The 17,390-nt window shown below is 36.7% G+C and carries 18 protein-coding genes; 9 read left to right on the forward strand and 9 right to left on the reverse strand.

Annotated elements, in window-relative coordinates; translation table 11 throughout:
* Positions 1 to 12: 12 nt before the first annotated feature.
* Positions 13 to 651, forward strand: a complete 639-nt coding sequence (locus tag BM201_RS02770; protein WP_139219117.1) for a hypothetical protein — start codon at positions 13 to 15, stop codon at positions 649 to 651.
* A 22-nt stretch (positions 652 to 673) separates the two neighbouring features.
* Here the strand turns inward: BM201_RS02770 and BM201_RS02775 are convergent, their stop codons facing one another.
* Together BM201_RS02775 and BM201_RS02780 are read right to left on the reverse strand one after the other, a co-directional pair.
* Complete coding sequence (locus BM201_RS02775; protein WP_092539855.1) at positions 674 to 1,186, reverse strand: acyl-CoA thioesterase; 513 nt, start codon at positions 1,184 to 1,186, stop codon at positions 674 to 676.
* A 57-nt stretch (positions 1,187 to 1,243) separates the two neighbouring features.
* Complete coding sequence (locus BM201_RS02780; RefSeq protein WP_092539856.1) at positions 1,244 to 2,179, reverse strand: HU domain-containing protein; 936 nt, start codon at positions 2,177 to 2,179, stop codon at positions 1,244 to 1,246.
* Positions 2,180 to 2,276: 97 nt separating this feature from the next.
* Here BM201_RS02780 and dprA point away from each other — a divergent pair, with 97 nt between their 5' ends.
* Positions 2,277 to 3,377, forward strand: a complete 1,101-nt coding sequence (gene dprA, locus BM201_RS02785; protein ID WP_092539857.1) for a DNA-processing protein DprA — start codon at positions 2,277 to 2,279, stop codon at positions 3,375 to 3,377.
* A gap of 7 nt (positions 3,378 to 3,384) precedes the next feature.
* On the opposite strand, the gene trpS is transcribed toward dprA, so the two are convergent.
* On the reverse strand, positions 3,385 to 4,353 hold the full coding sequence (trpS, locus tag BM201_RS02790; RefSeq protein ID WP_092539858.1) for a tryptophan--tRNA ligase: 969 nt from the start codon (positions 4,351 to 4,353) through the stop codon (positions 3,385 to 3,387).
* Between the two features lie 75 nt (positions 4,354 to 4,428).
* Between trpS and BM201_RS02795 the strand changes: the two genes are divergently transcribed.
* Positions 4,429 to 5,169 carry a lysophospholipid acyltransferase family protein gene (locus BM201_RS02795; protein ID WP_175486960.1) on the forward strand — a complete coding sequence of 247 codons (741 nt, stop codon included), beginning with the start codon at positions 4,429 to 4,431 and terminating at the stop codon, positions 5,167 to 5,169.
* 46 nt (positions 5,170 to 5,215) lie between these two features.
* Here the strand turns inward: BM201_RS02795 and BM201_RS02800 are convergent, their stop codons facing one another.
* From BM201_RS02800 to recA, 6 genes are all read right to left on the reverse strand, one after another.
* The gene (locus tag BM201_RS02800) at positions 5,216 to 6,712 is read right to left on the reverse strand and encodes a porin family protein (protein ID WP_092539860.1); all 1,497 of its coding nucleotides are present in this window, start codon (positions 6,710 to 6,712) and stop codon (positions 5,216 to 5,218) included.
* The gene (locus BM201_RS02805) at positions 6,709 to 7,251 is read right to left on the reverse strand and encodes an RNA polymerase sigma factor (protein ID WP_092539861.1); all 543 of its coding nucleotides are present in this window, start codon (positions 7,249 to 7,251) and stop codon (positions 6,709 to 6,711) included. The genes BM201_RS02800 and BM201_RS02805 overlap by 4 nt, the downstream gene beginning before the upstream one ends.
* A 159-nt stretch (positions 7,252 to 7,410) precedes the next feature.
* A complete protein-coding gene (locus BM201_RS02810) occupies positions 7,411 to 7,866 on the reverse strand; it encodes a hypothetical protein (RefSeq protein WP_092539862.1) in 456 nt (151 codons plus the stop codon).
* A 134-nt stretch (positions 7,867 to 8,000) separates the two neighbouring features.
* A complete protein-coding gene (locus tag BM201_RS02815) occupies positions 8,001 to 8,474 on the reverse strand; it encodes a hypothetical protein (protein WP_092539863.1) in 474 nt (157 codons plus the stop codon).
* Positions 8,475 to 8,721: 247 nt separating this feature from the next.
* On the reverse strand, positions 8,722 to 9,201 hold the full coding sequence (locus BM201_RS02820; protein WP_092539864.1) for a hypothetical protein: 480 nt from the start codon (positions 9,199 to 9,201) through the stop codon (positions 8,722 to 8,724).
* 117 nt (positions 9,202 to 9,318) lie between these two features.
* A complete protein-coding gene (gene recA, locus BM201_RS02825; RefSeq protein ID WP_092539865.1) occupies positions 9,319 to 10,338 on the reverse strand; it encodes a recombinase RecA in 1,020 nt (339 codons plus the stop codon).
* Positions 10,339 to 10,553: 215 nt separating this feature from the next.
* Between recA and BM201_RS02830 the strand changes: the two genes are divergently transcribed.
* The 6 genes from BM201_RS02830 to BM201_RS02855 all read left to right on the forward strand — a co-directional run bounded on the left by BM201_RS02830 (position 10,554) and on the right by BM201_RS02855 (position 17,281).
* A complete protein-coding gene (locus BM201_RS02830) occupies positions 10,554 to 11,795 on the forward strand; it encodes a peptidase U32 family protein (RefSeq protein WP_092539866.1) in 1,242 nt (413 codons plus the stop codon).
* Positions 11,795 to 12,025 (forward strand): ferredoxin, encoded by a 231-nt coding sequence (locus BM201_RS02835; protein ID WP_084841933.1) that lies wholly within the window; start codon positions 11,795 to 11,797, stop codon positions 12,023 to 12,025. Before BM201_RS02830 ends, BM201_RS02835 begins: the two co-directional genes overlap by 1 nt.
* 30 nt (positions 12,026 to 12,055) lie before the next feature.
* Entirely contained in the window at positions 12,056 to 13,087 is a 1,032-nt protein-coding gene (gene trhO / locus BM201_RS02840) for an oxygen-dependent tRNA uridine(34) hydroxylase TrhO (protein ID WP_092539867.1), read from the forward strand.
* A gap of 216 nt (positions 13,088 to 13,303) precedes the next feature.
* A complete protein-coding gene (locus BM201_RS02845) occupies positions 13,304 to 14,473 on the forward strand; it encodes a PSP1 domain-containing protein (RefSeq protein WP_092539868.1) in 1,170 nt (389 codons plus the stop codon).
* On the forward strand, positions 14,463 to 14,954 hold the full coding sequence (locus tag BM201_RS02850; protein ID WP_092539869.1) for a gliding motility lipoprotein GldH: 492 nt from the start codon (positions 14,463 to 14,465) through the stop codon (positions 14,952 to 14,954). The genes BM201_RS02845 and BM201_RS02850 overlap by 11 nt, the downstream gene beginning before the upstream one ends.
* A 5-nt stretch (positions 14,955 to 14,959) precedes the next feature.
* On the forward strand, positions 14,960 to 17,281 hold the full coding sequence (locus tag BM201_RS02855) for a penicillin-binding protein 1A (RefSeq protein WP_092539870.1): 2,322 nt from the start codon (positions 14,960 to 14,962) through the stop codon (positions 17,279 to 17,281).
* The last annotated feature ends 109 nt before the right edge of the window (positions 17,282 to 17,390 follow it).

A 17,390-nucleotide genomic window follows, 5' to 3' on the forward strand; every position in this document is an offset into this window, starting at 1 on the left:
TAAATTTTTCAGATGAAGAAATTATTACTTTTAGTCTTTATATTGAGTATTTCTGTAGGAAATGCACAAACTGAAATTATTCCAGAACCACATAAAAACTGGTATGAGCCTGAAGATCCAGAAACTGTATTTTTTGGCTTATCTTTCTATTTTCCCAATGGTATTGGGGACTCAAGTTTAGGAAATGATTATTCATTTGATGCGGGAATTCAGTTTGAAGTAAATGTTTTTATCACTCCGCAGTTTGTTGCCGGCGTTTATGGAAAATGGCATGAAGGCGAAGTGACCAATATTGAAAAAATTGGAAATATAAGTGATAGCAATTTTAGCGAGTATGGGCTTAGTCTAGGTTATTATCAGGCAATTAATCGACAATTTAATTACATGATCACTGCGGGTATAGGTGCTGTTACTTTAAATAATACGGTGCCTTTTTCTCCAGATTCTTTTCGAGAGAATGGTACCAGTTATAAAGTTACAGGAGAATTAGGTTATCGTTTTAATCAAACCATAGCAATTTTCGCTAAAGTCTCTCCATATTATTTAAATCTTGATATCGAGAATGCTGCTTATGATTCATATTTAAATAAGCATTTTCTGGTAGATGTTGGTTTTGGATTACGGGTGCATTTACACAATCCAAATGGTTAATTTTCAATAAAAGGAAAGAGAATTATTTAGTAAATAAAGCTTTAAGTTCGGTAGCATCGTCCGGTTGCATTTTTCCGGCAAGCACAAGGCTAAGTTGCTTTCTTCTCAAGGCTGCGGCAAAACGATCTTTTTCCAGATCTGTTTCTGGCTCTAATGGAGGAACAGGAACTGGCGCCCCGGTTTCGTCTACAGCTACAAAGGTGTAAATCGCTTCGTTTGCTTTACTTCTAAGACCACTTTCGCGATCTTCTACCCATACATCTATAAAGATCTCCATAGACGATTTAAACGCGCGAGAAACAGCTGCTTCAACCGTTACAACACTTCCTAGCGGAATTGCTTTATTAAAGGCAACGTGATTAACAGAGGCAGTAACTACGATACGTCGACTATGTCTTCTGGCAGCAATACTGGCAGCACGATCCATACGAGCTAACAATTCGCCTCCAAATAAATTATTTAGGGGATTGGTCTCGCTTGGTAAAACAAGATCGGTTAATGTAGTTCTAGAATCTTTTGGGTACTTAGAATTCATATTTGCCAATTTTTGGCAATAATAGTGAGCTTTTAGCTAAATATCACTAAAAAAAGATTAAAGTTCCTGTACCAGTAGCCAGGCCGCTTTGTCTTCTCGCTTTAATCTATTTAAAGCATTTACCGCATCACGCCTGGTTTTGTGGCTGGAAAATACTACTTGGTGAAGACCATATTTGTTGGCACCTATTAGTCGGGCTTTGTAACCTTCCTTCTTAAGTTCTTCTACTTTTTTCTCGGCATTTTCTTCCACTCTAAACGCACCTGCAACAAGGTGAAAATTACCAGATTGTTTTTCTACGTTAAAAGTAATGGCCGGTAGCGGATTATCGATCACAAAAGTAGCTTCCTGAATTTGTTGTTGTAACTGGTTTTCAGCTTCCTGTTGTTCAGCAATATTATGTTCAGCAACCTGATTGCTATAAATATTTAAACCAGCAACACCAGATAAACCAATAGCAAGAATTCCTACTGCAGCATATTTAAGGAATGCGGCTTTGCGACTTCTACGTTCAGGAGTGAAATGAATTGGCGCTTTTTCTTCTATTTTCTGAACCTGAGATTTGTAAACTTCACGCTGAATTTTTGCTGAATGAACCACATCAAGTCCAAAAGAATCAGCCAGGTAATTCACTTTGTTGAATGGCTCGAATTGAAGCGTATAATCTTCAGAAACAGTAAATTCACCAACATTAGCGATTTCAGCTTTATCATTTTCTTTTAAAGAATTTTCCAGCTGATGTACAAAATCGGCGATCTTATTTAATGCAGTAGTGTAGTTTATACTTTCAGCATCTGCGATGTAATTGGCTAACAATCCGTCGTTTTTAACTAATTGACGGTTAAAAGATACAGTCTTTTTTGGGGGGTAAAGATTATTGGTTTCTGCATCGATAAAAGCAGATTCTCTTTGAGATAGAAATGCACCAAATCCCGGTACGATAACGCATTCGTAGCGGTAAAGTAAATCCTGTATGTAGTTAGCTATTTTCATAATTGCAAAAATAAGACGAATGTGAAGTATATAAAAATAGCGAAATAATTTTTATTAACAAATCTTTTTTTGCGTAATTTTAGTCGAAAGCGGTGGAATGAATAGTAGTGATCTAAGATATGTGCTGGCTTTGCAAAGAGCTTCTAATCTGGGGGATAGAACAGCGAAGAAACTAATAGCAAGATTAGGCAGTGCGGAAGCAATTTTTAAAGAAAAGCGACAAAATTTATTGAAAATCGAAGGTATAGGCGAGCTTAAACTAAAAGGCTTACTGGATCCTGCGAACTTTGAAGCTGCAGAAAAAGAGCTCGAATTTATCAAAAATGAGCAATTAGAAACCCATTATTTTTTAGATGAAAATTATCCTGAAAAATTAAAACATTGCCACGATTCGCCCATTTTGCTGTTTTCTAAAGGAACTATTAAACTTCAAAATCGCCGAATTATAAGTATTGTTGGAACCCGAAAGATCACAAGTACCGGGAAAGCTTTTGTAGAAGAATTTATTGAAGAATTGAGTCCGCTAGATCCTGTAATTGTTTCTGGTTTTGCGTACGGAGTAGATATCGCGGCCCATCGGGCTGCTATAACTCATAATCTGCAAACGATTGGATGTTTGGCGCATGGTTTAGATCAAATCTATCCAAAAGTGCATGCAAAATATGTTGATGAAGTTTTAAAAAATGGTGGCTTTTTTAGCGATTTTTGGAGTAGCGATAAATTTGATCGCAATAACTTTTTAAAACGAAACCGAATTATCGCTGGTTTAAGTGAAGCTACTGTAGTGATCGAAAGTGCAGAGAAGGGCGGAAGTTTAGTAACTGCAGATATTGCAAATTCTTATAATCGCGAAGTTTTTGCGGTGCCGGGAAGGCCGGGTGATAAATATAGCAAAGGTTGTAACGGACTTATTAAATCGAACAATGCCCATTTATTAAGCAGTGCAGCAGATTTGGTGTATATGTTGGGTTGGAAGCTCGATGAAGAAATTAAACCTGTGCAGCAACAGTTGTTTATCGATCTGGATGAAGAAGAGCAACTTATTTACGACCAGCTAAAAGAAAAAGGGAAATCACAATTAGACACGATAGCGCTTTATTGCAATTTCCCAACTTTTAAAACCGCTTCAATTTTATTGAATATGGAACTTAAAGGCGTAATTAGGCCTTTGCCCGGTAAATTATTTGAAGCAATTTAGATCGTAATTAATATCCTAATTTTTCACGAACACGCTTTAAAACATCATTCGCTACAGCAGTTGCTTTTTCTTTCCCAACCGCTAAAGCTTTATCTACTTCTTCAAGATTGTTGATGTAGTATTCGTATTTCTCACGTGGCTCGGCAAAAATTTCTTTTACTAATTCAAAAAGTGCCTGTTTTGCGTGCCCGTAACCAAATCCGCCAGCTTCGTATTTTTGGCGCAGATCTGCTGTTTGAGCCTCAGATCCTAATAATTTATAAATATTGAAAACATTACAGGTATCTGGGTTTTTAGGCTCTTCAAGCGGAGTGCTATCGGTTTGGATACCCATAATTTGTTTTCTCAGTTTTTTATCGGTCTGAAAAATATTAATGGTGTTTTCTTTCGATTTACTCATTTTAGAACCATCTGTCCCGGGAACATACATGGTGTTTTCTTCAACCTTCGATTCTGGTATTACAAAGGTTTCGCCCATTTTTGTATGAAAACGAGAAGCGACATCCCTGGTAATTTCTAAATGTTGTAACTGGTCTTTCCCAACAGGAACAATTTCAGCATCATATAAAAGGATATCTGCTGCCATAAGCATTGGATAGGTAAAAAGTCCGGCATTTACATCTTCTAAACGATCTGCTTTATCTTTAAATGAATGTGCTAACGTAAGTCTTTGATACGGGAAAAAGCAGCTTAAGTACCAGGTAAGTTCACTGGTTTGTGGGATATCACTTTGTCTGTAAAAAACGGTTTTTTCGATATCAAGACCGCAGGCAAGCCAGGTTGCCGCAACAGAGTAGGTGTTATTTCTTAAAGTTTCTGCATCTTTAATTTGGGTTAAAGAGTGCATATCTGCTATAAAAATAAAAGAATCATTCTCTGGGCTATTCGCCATTTTAATAGCAGGCATAATTGCCCCCAGTAAATTTCCTAAATGAGGAGTTCCTGTGCTTTGTACTCCCGTTAGTATTCTAGACATGTAGTTATTAAATTTTTATACAAAGGTACTTTTTTTGTGGAATTCACTTGATTGTATTTACTACTTTTGGAATCTATGCGATTTTTTAAAAATATTGCTATTGCGGTATGGAGAATATGGTTCTACGTTTTGCTCGTGGTACCAATAATCTTTATGTTGCCTATCCTCATCGTTTTCACCTCATCAGAGCGATTTTATCCTCAGTTTTTCTTTTGTGCCAGGATGTGGGGGAAATTTATCATTTTTGGAATGGGTTTTTACCGCCGTACGCAAGGTAGCCATAAGCTGGATAAAGATGGTAGTTATATGTTTGTAGCCAATCATTATTCGATGTTGGATATCATGTTAATGTTGGCAACCGTTAACCACCCTTTTGTGTTTGTTGGGAAAAAAGAACTGGCTAAAATTCCCATTTTCGGGTTTTTCTATCGCAAAACCTGCATTTTGGTAGATCGTAAAAGTCAGCAAAGTCGCCAGGCAGTTTTTAATGAAGCTGAGAGACGATTAAAACAGGGAAATAGTATTTGTATTTTTCCTGAAGGAGGTGTTCCCGATGACGAAAACATCATTTTAGACGAATTTAAAGAAGGTGCTTTTAAATTGGCCATAGATCACCAAATTCCAATTGCACCATTAACTTTTCACGATACCAAAAAGCGTTTTTCATATACTTTTTTATCAGGTAGTCCCGGGAAATTACGTGTTACCATTCATGATTTTATTCCAACCAAAGGTAAAACGCAGGACGATCGTAAAGAGATTAAAGAAAAGACCAGGGAAATTATCTTTAATGAGCTAAAAAATCCTAGTCTGTAATAGCCAATTTCAGCATTTAGTTCGCTTGAATTTTTCGAATATCAAATTAAAATTCGAAACTAAAACCTGTATAAATTCCGAAGAAATAAGGATTAACGCCGTTAGTGTTGCTAAAGCTATTTAGTTGATATTTAAAGGTAGGTTCTAAATTAAGTTTAAACTTATCGTTTAACTGGTAATCTACACCCATCCCTATATTCGTAGTAAAACTTAGGCTTTCCAGGTTATTAGATTCTCCAAGTTCGATGCTGCCGTTTTGGCCATTTACGCTAACCGAATTTTCATCCAAAAACAAACTACTCGCACCACCAATTACTTTTAGCCCAACTTTTTTGTCGATCAAACTGTATTCAATTTCTACCGGAACTTCGATATATCCAAAATTCTGACTCAAAGAACCATTTTCTCTGGGCATATTAATCATAGATGAAAAACCATTTTCCAAATTATCATAATATTCATCGGCTGGAGAGTTAGCAGCGTTATTATTTGCGATTCTAATATTTTCGCCTCCGGTATCGTAATTGATACTAGACAAATTATTGGAAGCTACCGCATAATTGTAAGCAATATCCTGAGTTTGATAATTCATGCTCACTTTGTTGATCCCAGAGCGAATTTTTATTTTTTCTGAAACTGCATAAGCTACCTTAACTCCGTAAGCCATAGTCACTTCACTATTGGTTTGATTACCGGCAAACGAAGGATCTAAAGGATTGCCGCTACCCAGATTGTCATAGTATACCGGTGCTGCAAAAGGTGCAATACTCACTTTTCCTGCTTTACCGGAAGCAATTTTCACGTCTTCTGAAGCGTTTTCCTTGTTCTTGTCTGCTTCTAAAATAGCTACTGCATTTTCGTAATCTTTGTCGGCTTGCGATTGCGTAGAATCTACTGCAGCAATTTGTGATTCCTCTGTTGTTTTAACTGAAGTTTTTTCTGAAGCGATTTCGTCTGCGGTATCTCGATTTTCGATGATTTCAGCATCGTTTTTTTGATCGATACCTGCCAATTCATGTTCGTTGTTTGATTGATTAGATGCAATATTCGATGAATTGCTGTTCGTTTTTTCTAAAGTTGATTTTTCTGAAGATGTATTTGTCTCTGAGGCACCCGTGGTATTCTGACTAGCCAAAGTGCCAGAGTTAGTTGAAACGTCCTCATTTGTATTGGCTTCTTCGGCTTTTTCGCCAGTATTCTTAGAGGATTCCGTGATTTCTTCTAATGTTTTATTAGCGTTATTTAAAGGAGAATCCTTAGGTATTTCTATTGTAGGAAGTTGAGATTCTTCAATATCGAATGTGATTTGGGGTTCAGTAAAATTTGCCGGGCTGTTTTGTAAAAAATATACACTGGCTAAGATTATAGCCAAAACAGCTGCAACACCACCCAGTTTGTTCCAAAGTGGTAAGATTACAGGTTTTTTGTTTTGTTTTTCCTGTAATTTCTCTGCGATATTTTTCCAGACGTCCTCATTTGGAGTTTGCTCAAAATCTTTGAACTTCTCCTGAAAAAGTCGATCTATATTCTTTTTCTCTTTCATAGGGTTTTTGCAGAAGAATTATAGTGTTTACTTTCTATATTTTCTTTCAATAAATTGCGCGCTCTTGATAAATTAGATTTCGAAGTTCCTTCTGATATTTGTAGAATTTCGGCAATTTCTTTATGAGAATAGCCATCTAAAACATACAAATTGAAAACTTCGCGATAGCGTTGTGGCAATTGTTGTACGATCTTAAGAAGAAAATCCAGTGGTAATGAAGATTCTTCATATTCTACTGTTGTTTCTTCTATTTGATCTTCGTTCGTTATACTATATAATTTTTCTTTTCTGTATTTCTGTAATGTGGTATTGATCATTATTCGCTTCATCCAACCTTCAAAAGACCCCTGATGTTTGTACTGCCCAATTTTGTCGAAAATGGTCAAAAAGCCATCCTGCAGGTTATCTTCGGCCTGCGCATAGCTATCAGAATATTTAAGGCAAAGGCCAAACATTTTACCGGCATACAAGCGGTAAAGTTCTTCCTGTGCTTTTATGTCATTCTGTTTACATCTTTTTATGAGCTTCTCTAGCGTCAAAAGATCATGTTTGGTTTAGTTGGTCTTACTCGATAATCGTAATGAGTTATTGTTTTTTGATCCAACAGGTCCCGAAGTATATCGGGACATCATTGGATACTTGCTAACAATAAAAACAATTTTCTAATATTTACCTCTCGGTATCAATCTTTAAGAGATTTACTCTTGTGTTGGTTCTTCGGTTTCATCTGGTTCACCAACCGGGATAGTAATATCTATATATTGAGCTTCGTTATTTTCTTCGCCAGTCCAAAAATGAAAAACATATTCGGTATTTTCATCCCCGGTAATTACAATATCTCTTAAGTCTCTTTCCTGTTCTGTTGCATCATCACAGTTCGTTCTATCCAGATATTTTGCAGTTACAGCAAACACGTAGACGTGGCGTACATTACCATTAATTTCCCGGTCAATATCAAAACCATAAAATTGTTCACATCCATCATCTGGTATGTAACTTATGGGAAAACTATAAACTTCGCCGGTTTCAAAATATTCGGGCATTTGGGCATCTGTAATTTCAGCAAGACTAAACGATAGAGACGCACCGTCATCGTCTAAAGAGCATCCGGTTAGGGTACAGATACATGCTAAAATTAATAATATTCTTTTCATTAGGCTATAAAATATTTTAGTGTTTTGTATTCTCTAGATACACTAAATACCAAAAGGTTGCGTGCCCGAAATAAAAAAGGCTGAAATTTTAAAATTTCAGCCTTTTTAGAAAAAACTACGGTATTTCCATTAGCTTATTCTGTAGGTTCTTCGTTTTCATCTGGTTCACCAACTAAAACATCTATAGTTAAATAGTCTGGGGTACCATCTGCATTTCTTCCGCTTAGAAAATTAAACCGGATAGTATCATATTGATCTGAGGTTATTGCAAAATCTTCGGCCCAATTCTCTGTTTCGGTTATACCGTCGTCGGTACAATTTGCGGTGTTGCTTGGATCAAAAGAGACGATAGCATTCACATAAAATTCTAATATCGAATCATCTTCTGGATCTTGTCTTGAACTATATTCGAAATTATGGAAGCTATTACAATCACTTCCAAGATCGTAAGTGATATCAATTTCGTATTCCTGGTCTATAACAAAATATTCTGGCAAGGTAGCATCTAAAATTCCTACTGGGCTATAAGAAACGTTTGGTTCATCATCTCCTATACTACAGGAAAACAGACCAAGTGTTAGGATTAGAATTAGGGTAATTTTCTTCATTTTATTAATGGTTTATTTGTTATTAGATGGGCAACTTTATAAAAGGTTGCGTTTTTAAAATTAAAAAAGCTGAAATTTTAAAATTTCAGCTTTTGGGCTAGGTTGTTTCAAATTTACTTGAAAATTGTTAAAAACACTTACTGGTTTTTATTGGCACCGCCAAAGGGTATAATATCCAGAGTCATGCCTCGAAATTAAAAATTTGTTTCCAACGAATGCCTTGAGGGCTTTTCTCGAGGTAGTTTACTTATTCAGCCGGAGTTTCTTCTTCCGGTGCGCCAACCGGTACATCCACAATTAAAAATTCTGCTTCGTCATCTTCGTTTGCACCAGTTAAAAAGCGAAAACGTACTGTTTCGTACTGGAAGTCTGATGATATTCCAAAATCCTCAAAAAGAGTTTTTGTTTCAGTTAATTCACCTTCTTCGGTACATTCGGTCACATTAGGGTCGTAAGTCGTTAAAACCCGAATATCATAAATTAAAACGCTTTCATCATCTTCATCTTCATGATATACGCCGTCAAAGGAATAGAATTCATTACAGGCATCTGGTAATTCATAGGTAACTGTAATATCGTACTCTTCTTCAGGTTCAAAAAAATCTGGTAAGGTTTCTCCGGTTATTTCTGCAAGTTGATACGCGATACTTGGGCCATCATCATCATTACAACTTACAAAGCTTGCAAGTGTTAGGGCTAAGATTAAAATAAAACTGATTTTTTTCATTTTGCTTTTGGGTTTTGTTTTAATCTAGATGAATTTAATCTGCAAAGGTTGCGTAGAAAATTCATAAAAAAATCCCCAAAATGGGGATTTTTAATTATTATTCTGATTAGAAATGAATTAAGCCTCTTCTTTTGCTAATTTAATAGCATCTTTAATCTTAACTTCTAATTCGTCCATTAGATCTGGATTATCTTTTAAGATGGTTTTTACGGCGTCACGACCCTGGCCAAGTTTGGTATCTTCGTAACTAAACCACGAACCACTTTTCTTAATGATCTCGTAGTCTACACCTATATCGATAATCTCTCCAATTTTAGAAACCCCTTCACCGTACATAATATCAAATTCGGCTGTTTTAAATGGCGGAGCTACTTTGTTCTTCACGATCTTTACTCGGGTTTTATTACCCATCACTTCACTACTACTGTTTTTAATTTGTGTAGATCTTCTAATATCTAAACGTACAGAAGCATAGAATTTAAGCGCGTTACCACCGGTAGTCGTTTCTGGGTTTCCAAACATTACCCCAATCTTTTCACGAAGCTGGTTAATGAAAATTACCGTACAGTTAGTTTTGCTAATTGTTGAGGTTAATTTTCTAAGTGCCTGAGACATTAATCGAGCATGAAGCCCCATTTTAGAGTCTCCCATTTCTCCTTCGATCTCACTTTTTGGCGTTAAAGCCGCAACCGAGTCGATTACAATAATGTCTATCGCTCCAGATCTAATTAGGTTATCGGCAATTTCTAAAGCCTGCTCACCATTATCTGGCTGAGAAATGATTAGGTTCTCGATATCGATCCCAAGTTTTTCAGCGTAAAAACGATCAAAAGCATGTTCAGCATCAATAAAAGCGGCAATACCACCATCTTTTTGAGCTTCAGCAATAGCATGAAGCGTCAAGGTTGTTTTACCAGAAGATTCTGGTCCATAGATCTCAACAATTCTTCCTCTTGGATAACCACCTACGCCTAAAGCAAGGTCTAAACCTAAAGAGCCGGTAGAAATAGAAGGGATGTTTTCAACAGCCTGATCTCCCATTTTCATTACCGTCCCTTTACCATAGGTTTTATCCATTTTGTCAAGGGTAAGTTTAAGAGCTTTTAGTTTTGCGTCTTTTTCTTTATCGTTACTCATTTTTGTTCTCCTGTTTTTGCAAGTTGCTAAATTACTATAAGTTTTACTAGGTCACAATTTTAAATCCCCAGGTTTATTCACAGTGACATTTTTATAGCAAAGAACCGGCCAGATTTTATCGATTTTGAATTTTAATTTCTGAAATTTTGGATTCGCTTAAATGTAACCAATAATTGAAAGAATATGTATCTTTGCAGCCCTTAATTTTATTAAAAATGACGACCACTGGAAAGATAGAACTTATGGCTCCGGCAGGGAATTTTGAGTCTTTGCAGGCAGCATTGGATAATGGCGCCGATTCGGTTTATTTTGGCGTAGAACAATTAAATATGCGCGCCAGAGCGAGCATTAATTTTACGATAGACGATCTGCCAGAAATCGCCAGTCGTTGTGAAGTTAATAACGTACGTACTTATCTTACGCTAAACACGATTATTTACGATCACGATCTATCTATCGTGAAAACATTGCTGGATGAAGCAAAGGCTGCAAATCTAACTGCGGTAATTGCTATGGATCAGGCAGTGATTGCTTATGCGAGACAGATAGGGATGGAAGTTCATATTTCTACGCAAATTAATATTACCAATATCGAAACCGTTAAGTTTTATGCGCTGTTTGCAGATACAATGGTATTAAGCAGGGAACTGAGTTTACGACAGGTAAAAAAGATTTGCGACCAGATCGAAAAAGAACAAATTAAAGGGCCCTCCGGAAATTTGGTTGAAATAGAAATTTTTGGACATGGTGCTTTGTGTATGGCAGTTTCAGGAAAATGTTACTTGAGCTTACATTCTCATAATTCTTCGGCTAATCGCGGTGCGTGCAAACAAAATTGTCGAAAGAAATATACGGTGATCGATCAGGAAAGTGGTTTTGAAGTAGAGCTGGATAACGAGTATATGATGTCTCCTAAAGATCTTTGTACTTTAGATTTTCTAGACCAGGTGATCGATGCCGGTACAAAGGTTTTAAAGATTGAAGGTCGTGGTCGCGCACCAGAATATGTAGCAAAAGTGATAAAAACCTATCGTGAAGCGATCGATGCTTATTATGCTGAAGAATACTCTGAAGAAAAGGTGGAAGCCTGGATGGGGGAGCTTAAAAAAGTCTATAATCGTGGATTTTGGAGTGGTTACTATTTAGGCCAAAAATTAGGGGAGTGGAGTGAAGGTTCAGGATCTCACGCCACGCAAAAGAAAGTTTATGTTGGTAAGGGAATGCATTATTTTCCTAAAGCCAATATTGGTGAATTTAAGATCGAAGCTTACGATATTAAATTAGGCGATACACTATTAATTACCGGTCCAACTACAGGAGCACAAGAAGTAGAACTTTCTGAAATGATGGTTAATGACGAGCAATTAGAAATGGCATCGAAAGGAGATTCGTGTACGATAAAATTACCATTCAGAATAAGAAATTCAGATAAACTCTATAAAATCGTTAAGGCTTAATGGTAGTAGTAACTTTGCAGCGAGAAAAATGTATTGGCTGCAACTATTGTGTAGAGATGGCACCTTCAGAATTTCAGATGTCTAAGAAGGATGGAAAGAGCGTCTTATTACATTCTAAAGAAAAAAAAGGCTTTTATACGCTTAAATCACACGATGATAGTATATTTGCCGAATGTTTGCAGGCTCAAAATGCCTGTCCGGTAAAAATAATTACCACTAAAAAACTGTAATATTTCTTTAATTCTTAAAATTAGTATAGCATGCAACTGTACAATAAACTAAGCGCTAAAGAAAGAGAAGCATTAATCGAGGAAGCCGGTGAAGATAGGCTTACGCTCTCTTTTTATGCCTACGCTAAAATAGGCAATCCTAAACTTTTTAGAGATCATCTTTTTGTTGCCTGGAATTCTATGGATGTTCTGGGAAGAATCTACGTGGCACACGAAGGTATCAATGCCCAGCTTTCTGTTCCTGCAAAAAAATTCAACGAGTTTAAAGAATTTATCGACGGAATTTACTTCTTAGAAGGTTGTCGCCTAAACATCGCGATCGAGCATGATTCTAAATCTTTCCTTAAGCTTAAAGTGAAAGTTCGGGATAAAATCGTGGCCGATGGTTTAAATGATGCCAGCTTCGATGTGACCAATAAAGGTATTCATGTAGATGCGGCTACTTTTAACCAGTTATTAGACGATCCAAAAACGGTTTGTGTAGATATGAGAAATCACTACGAAAGTGAAATTGGTCATTTTCGTGGCGCAGTAACTCCAGATGTAGACACTTTTAGAGATTCTTTGCCTATTATCGAAAAGGATCTTGAAGAACATAAAGAGGATAAAAACCTGTTAATGTATTGTACTGGGGGTATTCGTTGTGAAAAAGCAAGTGCTTATTACAAGCATCGTGGTTTTCAGAATGTATATCAATTAGAAGGCGGAATTATAGAATATGCCCGCCAGGTTAAAAATCAACAATTAGAGAATAAATTTATTGGAAAAAACTTCGTTTTTGATCATCGTCGATCTGAACGAATTAGTGAAGATGTGATTGCGCATTGTCACCAGTGTGGTAAACCATGTGATACCCACGTGAACTGTGCAAACGAGGCTTGTCACCTTCTTTTTATTCAATGTGAAGAGTGCGCTATGGAAATGAATAATTGCTGTAGCGAAGATTGTATGAAAGTAAATTCCCTTCCCTATGAAGAGCAAAAAGAGCTTAGAAGAGGAAAAGGAAATAGTAATAAAATATTTAAGAAAGGCCGCTCTGAAGTTTTAAAATATAAGAGTTAAGCCTGCGTTCTAAATGGTGATGCCAATTAATATTGGTATCTTTACTGTTTAAGAACTTATTTATGAACCTAAAGGAGCGTAATTAGAAAGCCGAATTTTTGAAATATACCTTTGAGGTCCCGGGATTTAGGAGTGAGATTGATGGTCGGGATATCGGGTTATTTTTAGAAAAGAGATTCGGCTTTTTAGTACTCCTTATCAAGATATATAACATTTATGGCGTGTAGCAGTTGCTCTACCGGTAAAGACGGTAAGCCTAAAGGATGTAAAAGTAACGGAACCTGCGGAACAGATAGTTGTAATAAACTTACGGTTTTTGACTGGCTCTCTAATATGTCCCTTCCAAACGGAGTAGAACCTTTTAATTGTGTTGAAGTACGTTTTAAGAACGGAAGAAAACATTTCTATAAAAATACCGAGAATCTTAGCCTAAGTATGGGTGATGTGGTGGCTACAGAAGCTTCACCGGGTCACGATGTAGGTATGGTTAGCCTTACCGGGGAACTGGTAAGAATCCAGATGAAAAAGAAAAAAGTTGCCCAGGATAGCGATGAGGTGTTAAAGATATACCGCAAGGCAACCCAAAAAGATATCGACGTTTGGGAAGAAGCACGTTCGAAAGAAGAGAAGATTAAAACCCGAGCGCGAGAAATCGCAATTCGATTAAATCTTAGTATGAAGATTAGCGATATCGAATTTCAGGGTGATGCTTCAAAAGCAACTTTTTATTATACGGCAGATGATCGCGTAGATTTCCGTCAGCTAATTAAAGAATTTGCGCGTGAGTTTAACACCCGTATCGAAATGCGCCAAATTGGTCTAAGGCAGGAAGCTGCAAGACTTGGTGGTATTGGTTCTTGTGGTCGTGAACTTTGCTGTTCTACCTGGTTAACAGATTTTAGATCTGTAAGTACCAGCGCAGCAAGATATCAGCAATTATCGCTAAATCCACAAAAATTGGCCGGGCAATGTGGGAAATTGAAATGTTGTCTTAATTACGAATTAGACACCTATCTGGAATCTCTAAAAACTTTTCCGAAGTCTGATATCAAACTTCACACAAAGAAAGGAACTGCAGTTTGCCAGAAAATCGATATTTTTAAAGGCTTTTTATGGTATGCTTACGAAGGTGAGTGGATGACGTGGCATAAGTTAACCGTAGAACAGGCTAATAAAATTATCGAAAGCAACAAAAAAAGAGAAAGTATTGGTAGTCTTGAAGAGTTTGAAGTGATCCTTCAAATGGAAGAAGAGCAACCAGACTTTAATAATGTTGTTGGACAGGATAGCTTAACCAGATTCGATAAACCACATTCCAAAAAGAAACGCAGAAATAAGAAAAGAAGAAAGAAAACTAAACCATCTTCCTCAAAAAATGCGAAATAACATTATTCCGATTTTGGCCATTTTTAGCCTGATTTTTTGGAGTTGTGATTCCAAGCGGGTTTATGATGAATACAAATCTGTGAATCAATGGAATAAAGATTCGATTATTTCGTTTAATATTGGAGAATTAGATTCTTTAAAGGCTTATAACTTATTTATTAATGTTAGAAATAACAGCGATTACAAGTATAGCAACCTGCATTTAATTACCGAAATTCAGTTTCCAAAAGGAAAAGTAATTAGTGATACTTTAGAGTACGAAATGGCGTTACCTAATGGTGAATGGCTTGGTACAGGTTTTGGTGATGTAAAAGAAAGTAAACTTTGGTATAAAGAAGGTGTGAAATTTACAGAGCCGGGAGAATATCAGGTAAATATTAGGCAGGCCATGAGAAAAAATGGCAATGTAAGCGGAATAGAAAATTTAGAGGGAATCACAGATGTTGGTTTCAGAATAGAAAAAACTACACAGAATAATTAGAGCAAATGGCTGAATCTCGTAAAAAGCAAACTAAACCTAAGCAGAGCAACCGTAAATATATTATTGGTTTTTGGGCACTTTTTGGTGTCGGAGTGCTTGCGGTTATCCTTTTCTTTCTAATGGCAGGATGGGGCGTATTTGGTAAAATGCCTACTTTTGAAGAATTAGAAAATCCTGAAACCAATCTTGCAACCGAGTTAATTTCTTCAGATGGGGAAACTCTTGGGAAATATTATCGTGAAAACCGTACGCCAATTAAATACGAAGATCTTCCGCAGCATTTAGTACAGGCACTGGTAGCTACAGAGGACGAACGTTTTTACAAACATGCCGGTATCGATGCTCGTGGTACTGTTCGTGCCGCAGTTTATTTAGGAGCTAAAGGTGGAGCGAGTACCATTACTCAGCAGTTGTCAAAACAGTTATTTACAGAAGACTTTTCTACAGATAACACTTTTGAGCGTGTGCTTCAGAAAATGAAAGAATGGGTTATTGCAACTCGTTTAGAAAGACAGTACACCAAGGAAGAGATTATTACGATGTATTTGAATAAATACGACTTTCTTTATCAGGCAGTAGGAGTACGTTCAGCATCCCGAATTTATTTCGATAAAGAGCCTAAAGATCTTAAGCTGGAAGAATCTGCCGTTTTAGTGGCTATGCTTAAAAATTCTGCTTTATATAATCCTGTGCGTCGCCCAGATTTGGTTGAAAACCGAAGAAATCAGGTTTTTGTACAGATGTATAAAAACGGTTTTTTAACCGAGCAGCAAAAGGATTCGTTGCAGCAAACAGAAATGAAGATCACTTTCTCTCCTGAAGGACATGATGATGGTATTGCGACTTATTTTAGAGAATATACAAGACAATTTTTATCAGATTGGATCGACGAGAATCCTAAACCAGATGGTGAAAAATATAATTTATACCGCGATGGTTTAAAGGTTTACACAAGTATCGATTCTAAAATGCAGGAATATGCCGAAGATGCGGTTACAAAACATTTAACGCATATTCAGCAGGAATTTGATCGCCAAAATAAAAATAATAGAACAGCACCATTTAGAGATATCGATCAAAGTATGATCAGCAATATTATTAATGGTTCTATAAAAAGATCGGCCAGGTATAAGAAAATGAAGCAGGAAGGAAAATCTGAAGAAGAAATTTTAGCTTCTTTTGATGAGCCTCGCGAAATGCGTATTTTCTCCTGGAAAGGTGATATCGATACCACGATGACACCAAGAGATTCGATTAGATATTATAAATCTTTCTTGCAATCTGGATTAATGTCTATGGATCCAACAACCGGCGAAGTAAAAGCCTGGGTTGGGGGAACCAATTTTAAACATTTTAAATATGATCATGTTAAGCAGGGAAAACGCCAGGTAGGTTCTACCTTTAAACCTTTTGTGTATGCAACTGCGATCGATCAGCTTAAAATGTCCCCTTGTGATACATTGCCTTTAAATAAATTTACTATTCCGAAAGGAAAATATGGTAATATCGACGACTGGACGCCAAGAAACTCTGGTAGTGGTGACGATGTGTATAAAGGTATGATGAGCTTAAAAGAGGCTTTGGCAAATTCAGTAAACACGGTTACAGCTCGAGTAATTGACAAAACAACTCCGGGTAACGTAATTAGCTTAATTTCAAAATTGGGTATAGATACTGAAGGTTTTCCAACAGGACCGGCAATCGCTTTAGGAACGGCAGATATTAGCCTTTATGATATGGTTTCAGCATACAGTACGTTTGCAAATAAAGGTGTTCGTGTAAAACCGGTACTTATAACTCGTATCGAAGATAAGAATGGAACTGTTTTATTTCAAAATGTGCCAGAAACTTACGATGTGATGAGCGAGGAAGCTGCTTATGTTACTGTAAATCTTATGGAAGGAGTAACACGCTATGGATCTGGTGCTCGTTTAAGAGGAACGGGTAGAGAGGTAAGATTAGATTACCAAAGAGCGGTGACAGGCTATCCTTACGATTTTAAAAATCCGATTGCAGGAAAAACGGGAACTACACAAAATCAAAGTGATGGTTGGTTTATGGGTATGGTACCAAACCTTGTAACAGGAGTTTGGGTTGGAGCAGAAGATCGTTCTGTTCATTTCCCTGGGATTACTTATGGGCAGGGAGCTACAATGGCCTTACCAATTTGGGGAATGTATATGAAAAGCGTTTATGCTAACGAAGATTTAAATATTTCTCAAGACGAGTTCGAACGACCAGAAAACCTATCCATCTCGGTAGATTGCGATACTTACGGAAGATCAAATAATCCAGATAGCGGAGTAGTAGAAGAACTGGATTTCTAAAAAGATATCTAAAGGGTTTTCCCTTAGATTATTTACGACAACTAAAAGCTCAAATAGTATAATCTGTTTGGGCTTTTTTTATATTTTCTTCGGAATTAAATTATATTCT

Source organism: Zunongwangia mangrovi (assembly GCF_900112105.1).
GTDB classification, from domain to species: domain Bacteria; phylum Bacteroidota; class Bacteroidia; order Flavobacteriales; family Flavobacteriaceae; genus Zunongwangia; species Zunongwangia mangrovi.

Coding starts and splice junctions, on each gene's coding strand:
- BM201_RS02770 (WP_139219117.1), top strand. CDS start 13: ATGAAGAAATTATTACTTTTAGTCTTTATATTGAGTATTTCTGTAGGA.
- BM201_RS02775 (WP_092539855.1), bottom strand. CDS start 1,186: ATGAATTCTAAGTACCCAAAAGATTCTAGAACTACATTAACCGATCTT.
- BM201_RS02780 (WP_092539856.1), bottom strand. CDS start 2,179: ATGAAAATAGCTAACTACATACAGGATTTACTTTACCGCTACGAATGC.
- dprA (WP_092539857.1), top strand. CDS start 2,277: ATGAATAGTAGTGATCTAAGATATGTGCTGGCTTTGCAAAGAGCTTCT.
- trpS (WP_092539858.1), bottom strand. CDS start 4,353: ATGTCTAGAATACTAACGGGAGTACAAAGCACAGGAACTCCTCATTTA.
- BM201_RS02795 (WP_175486960.1), top strand. CDS start 4,429: ATGCGATTTTTTAAAAATATTGCTATTGCGGTATGGAGAATATGGTTC.
- BM201_RS02800 (WP_092539860.1), bottom strand. CDS start 6,712: ATGAAAGAGAAAAAGAATATAGATCGACTTTTTCAGGAGAAGTTCAAA.
- BM201_RS02810 (WP_092539862.1), bottom strand. CDS start 7,866: ATGAAAAGAATATTATTAATTTTAGCATGTATCTGTACCCTAACCGGA.
- BM201_RS02815 (WP_092539863.1), bottom strand. CDS start 8,474: ATGAAGAAAATTACCCTAATTCTAATCCTAACACTTGGTCTGTTTTCC.
- BM201_RS02820 (WP_092539864.1), bottom strand. CDS start 9,201: ATGAAAAAAATCAGTTTTATTTTAATCTTAGCCCTAACACTTGCAAGC.
- recA (WP_092539865.1), bottom strand. CDS start 10,338: ATGAGTAACGATAAAGAAAAAGACGCAAAACTAAAAGCTCTTAAACTT.
- BM201_RS02830 (WP_092539866.1), top strand. CDS start 10,554: ATGACGACCACTGGAAAGATAGAACTTATGGCTCCGGCAGGGAATTTT.
- BM201_RS02835 (WP_084841933.1), top strand. CDS start 11,795: ATGGTAGTAGTAACTTTGCAGCGAGAAAAATGTATTGGCTGCAACTAT.
- trhO (WP_092539867.1), top strand. CDS start 12,056: ATGCAACTGTACAATAAACTAAGCGCTAAAGAAAGAGAAGCATTAATC.
- BM201_RS02845 (WP_092539868.1), top strand. CDS start 13,304: ATGGCGTGTAGCAGTTGCTCTACCGGTAAAGACGGTAAGCCTAAAGGA.
- BM201_RS02850 (WP_092539869.1), top strand. CDS start 14,463: ATGCGAAATAACATTATTCCGATTTTGGCCATTTTTAGCCTGATTTTT.
- BM201_RS02855 (WP_092539870.1), top strand. CDS start 14,960: ATGGCTGAATCTCGTAAAAAGCAAACTAAACCTAAGCAGAGCAACCGT.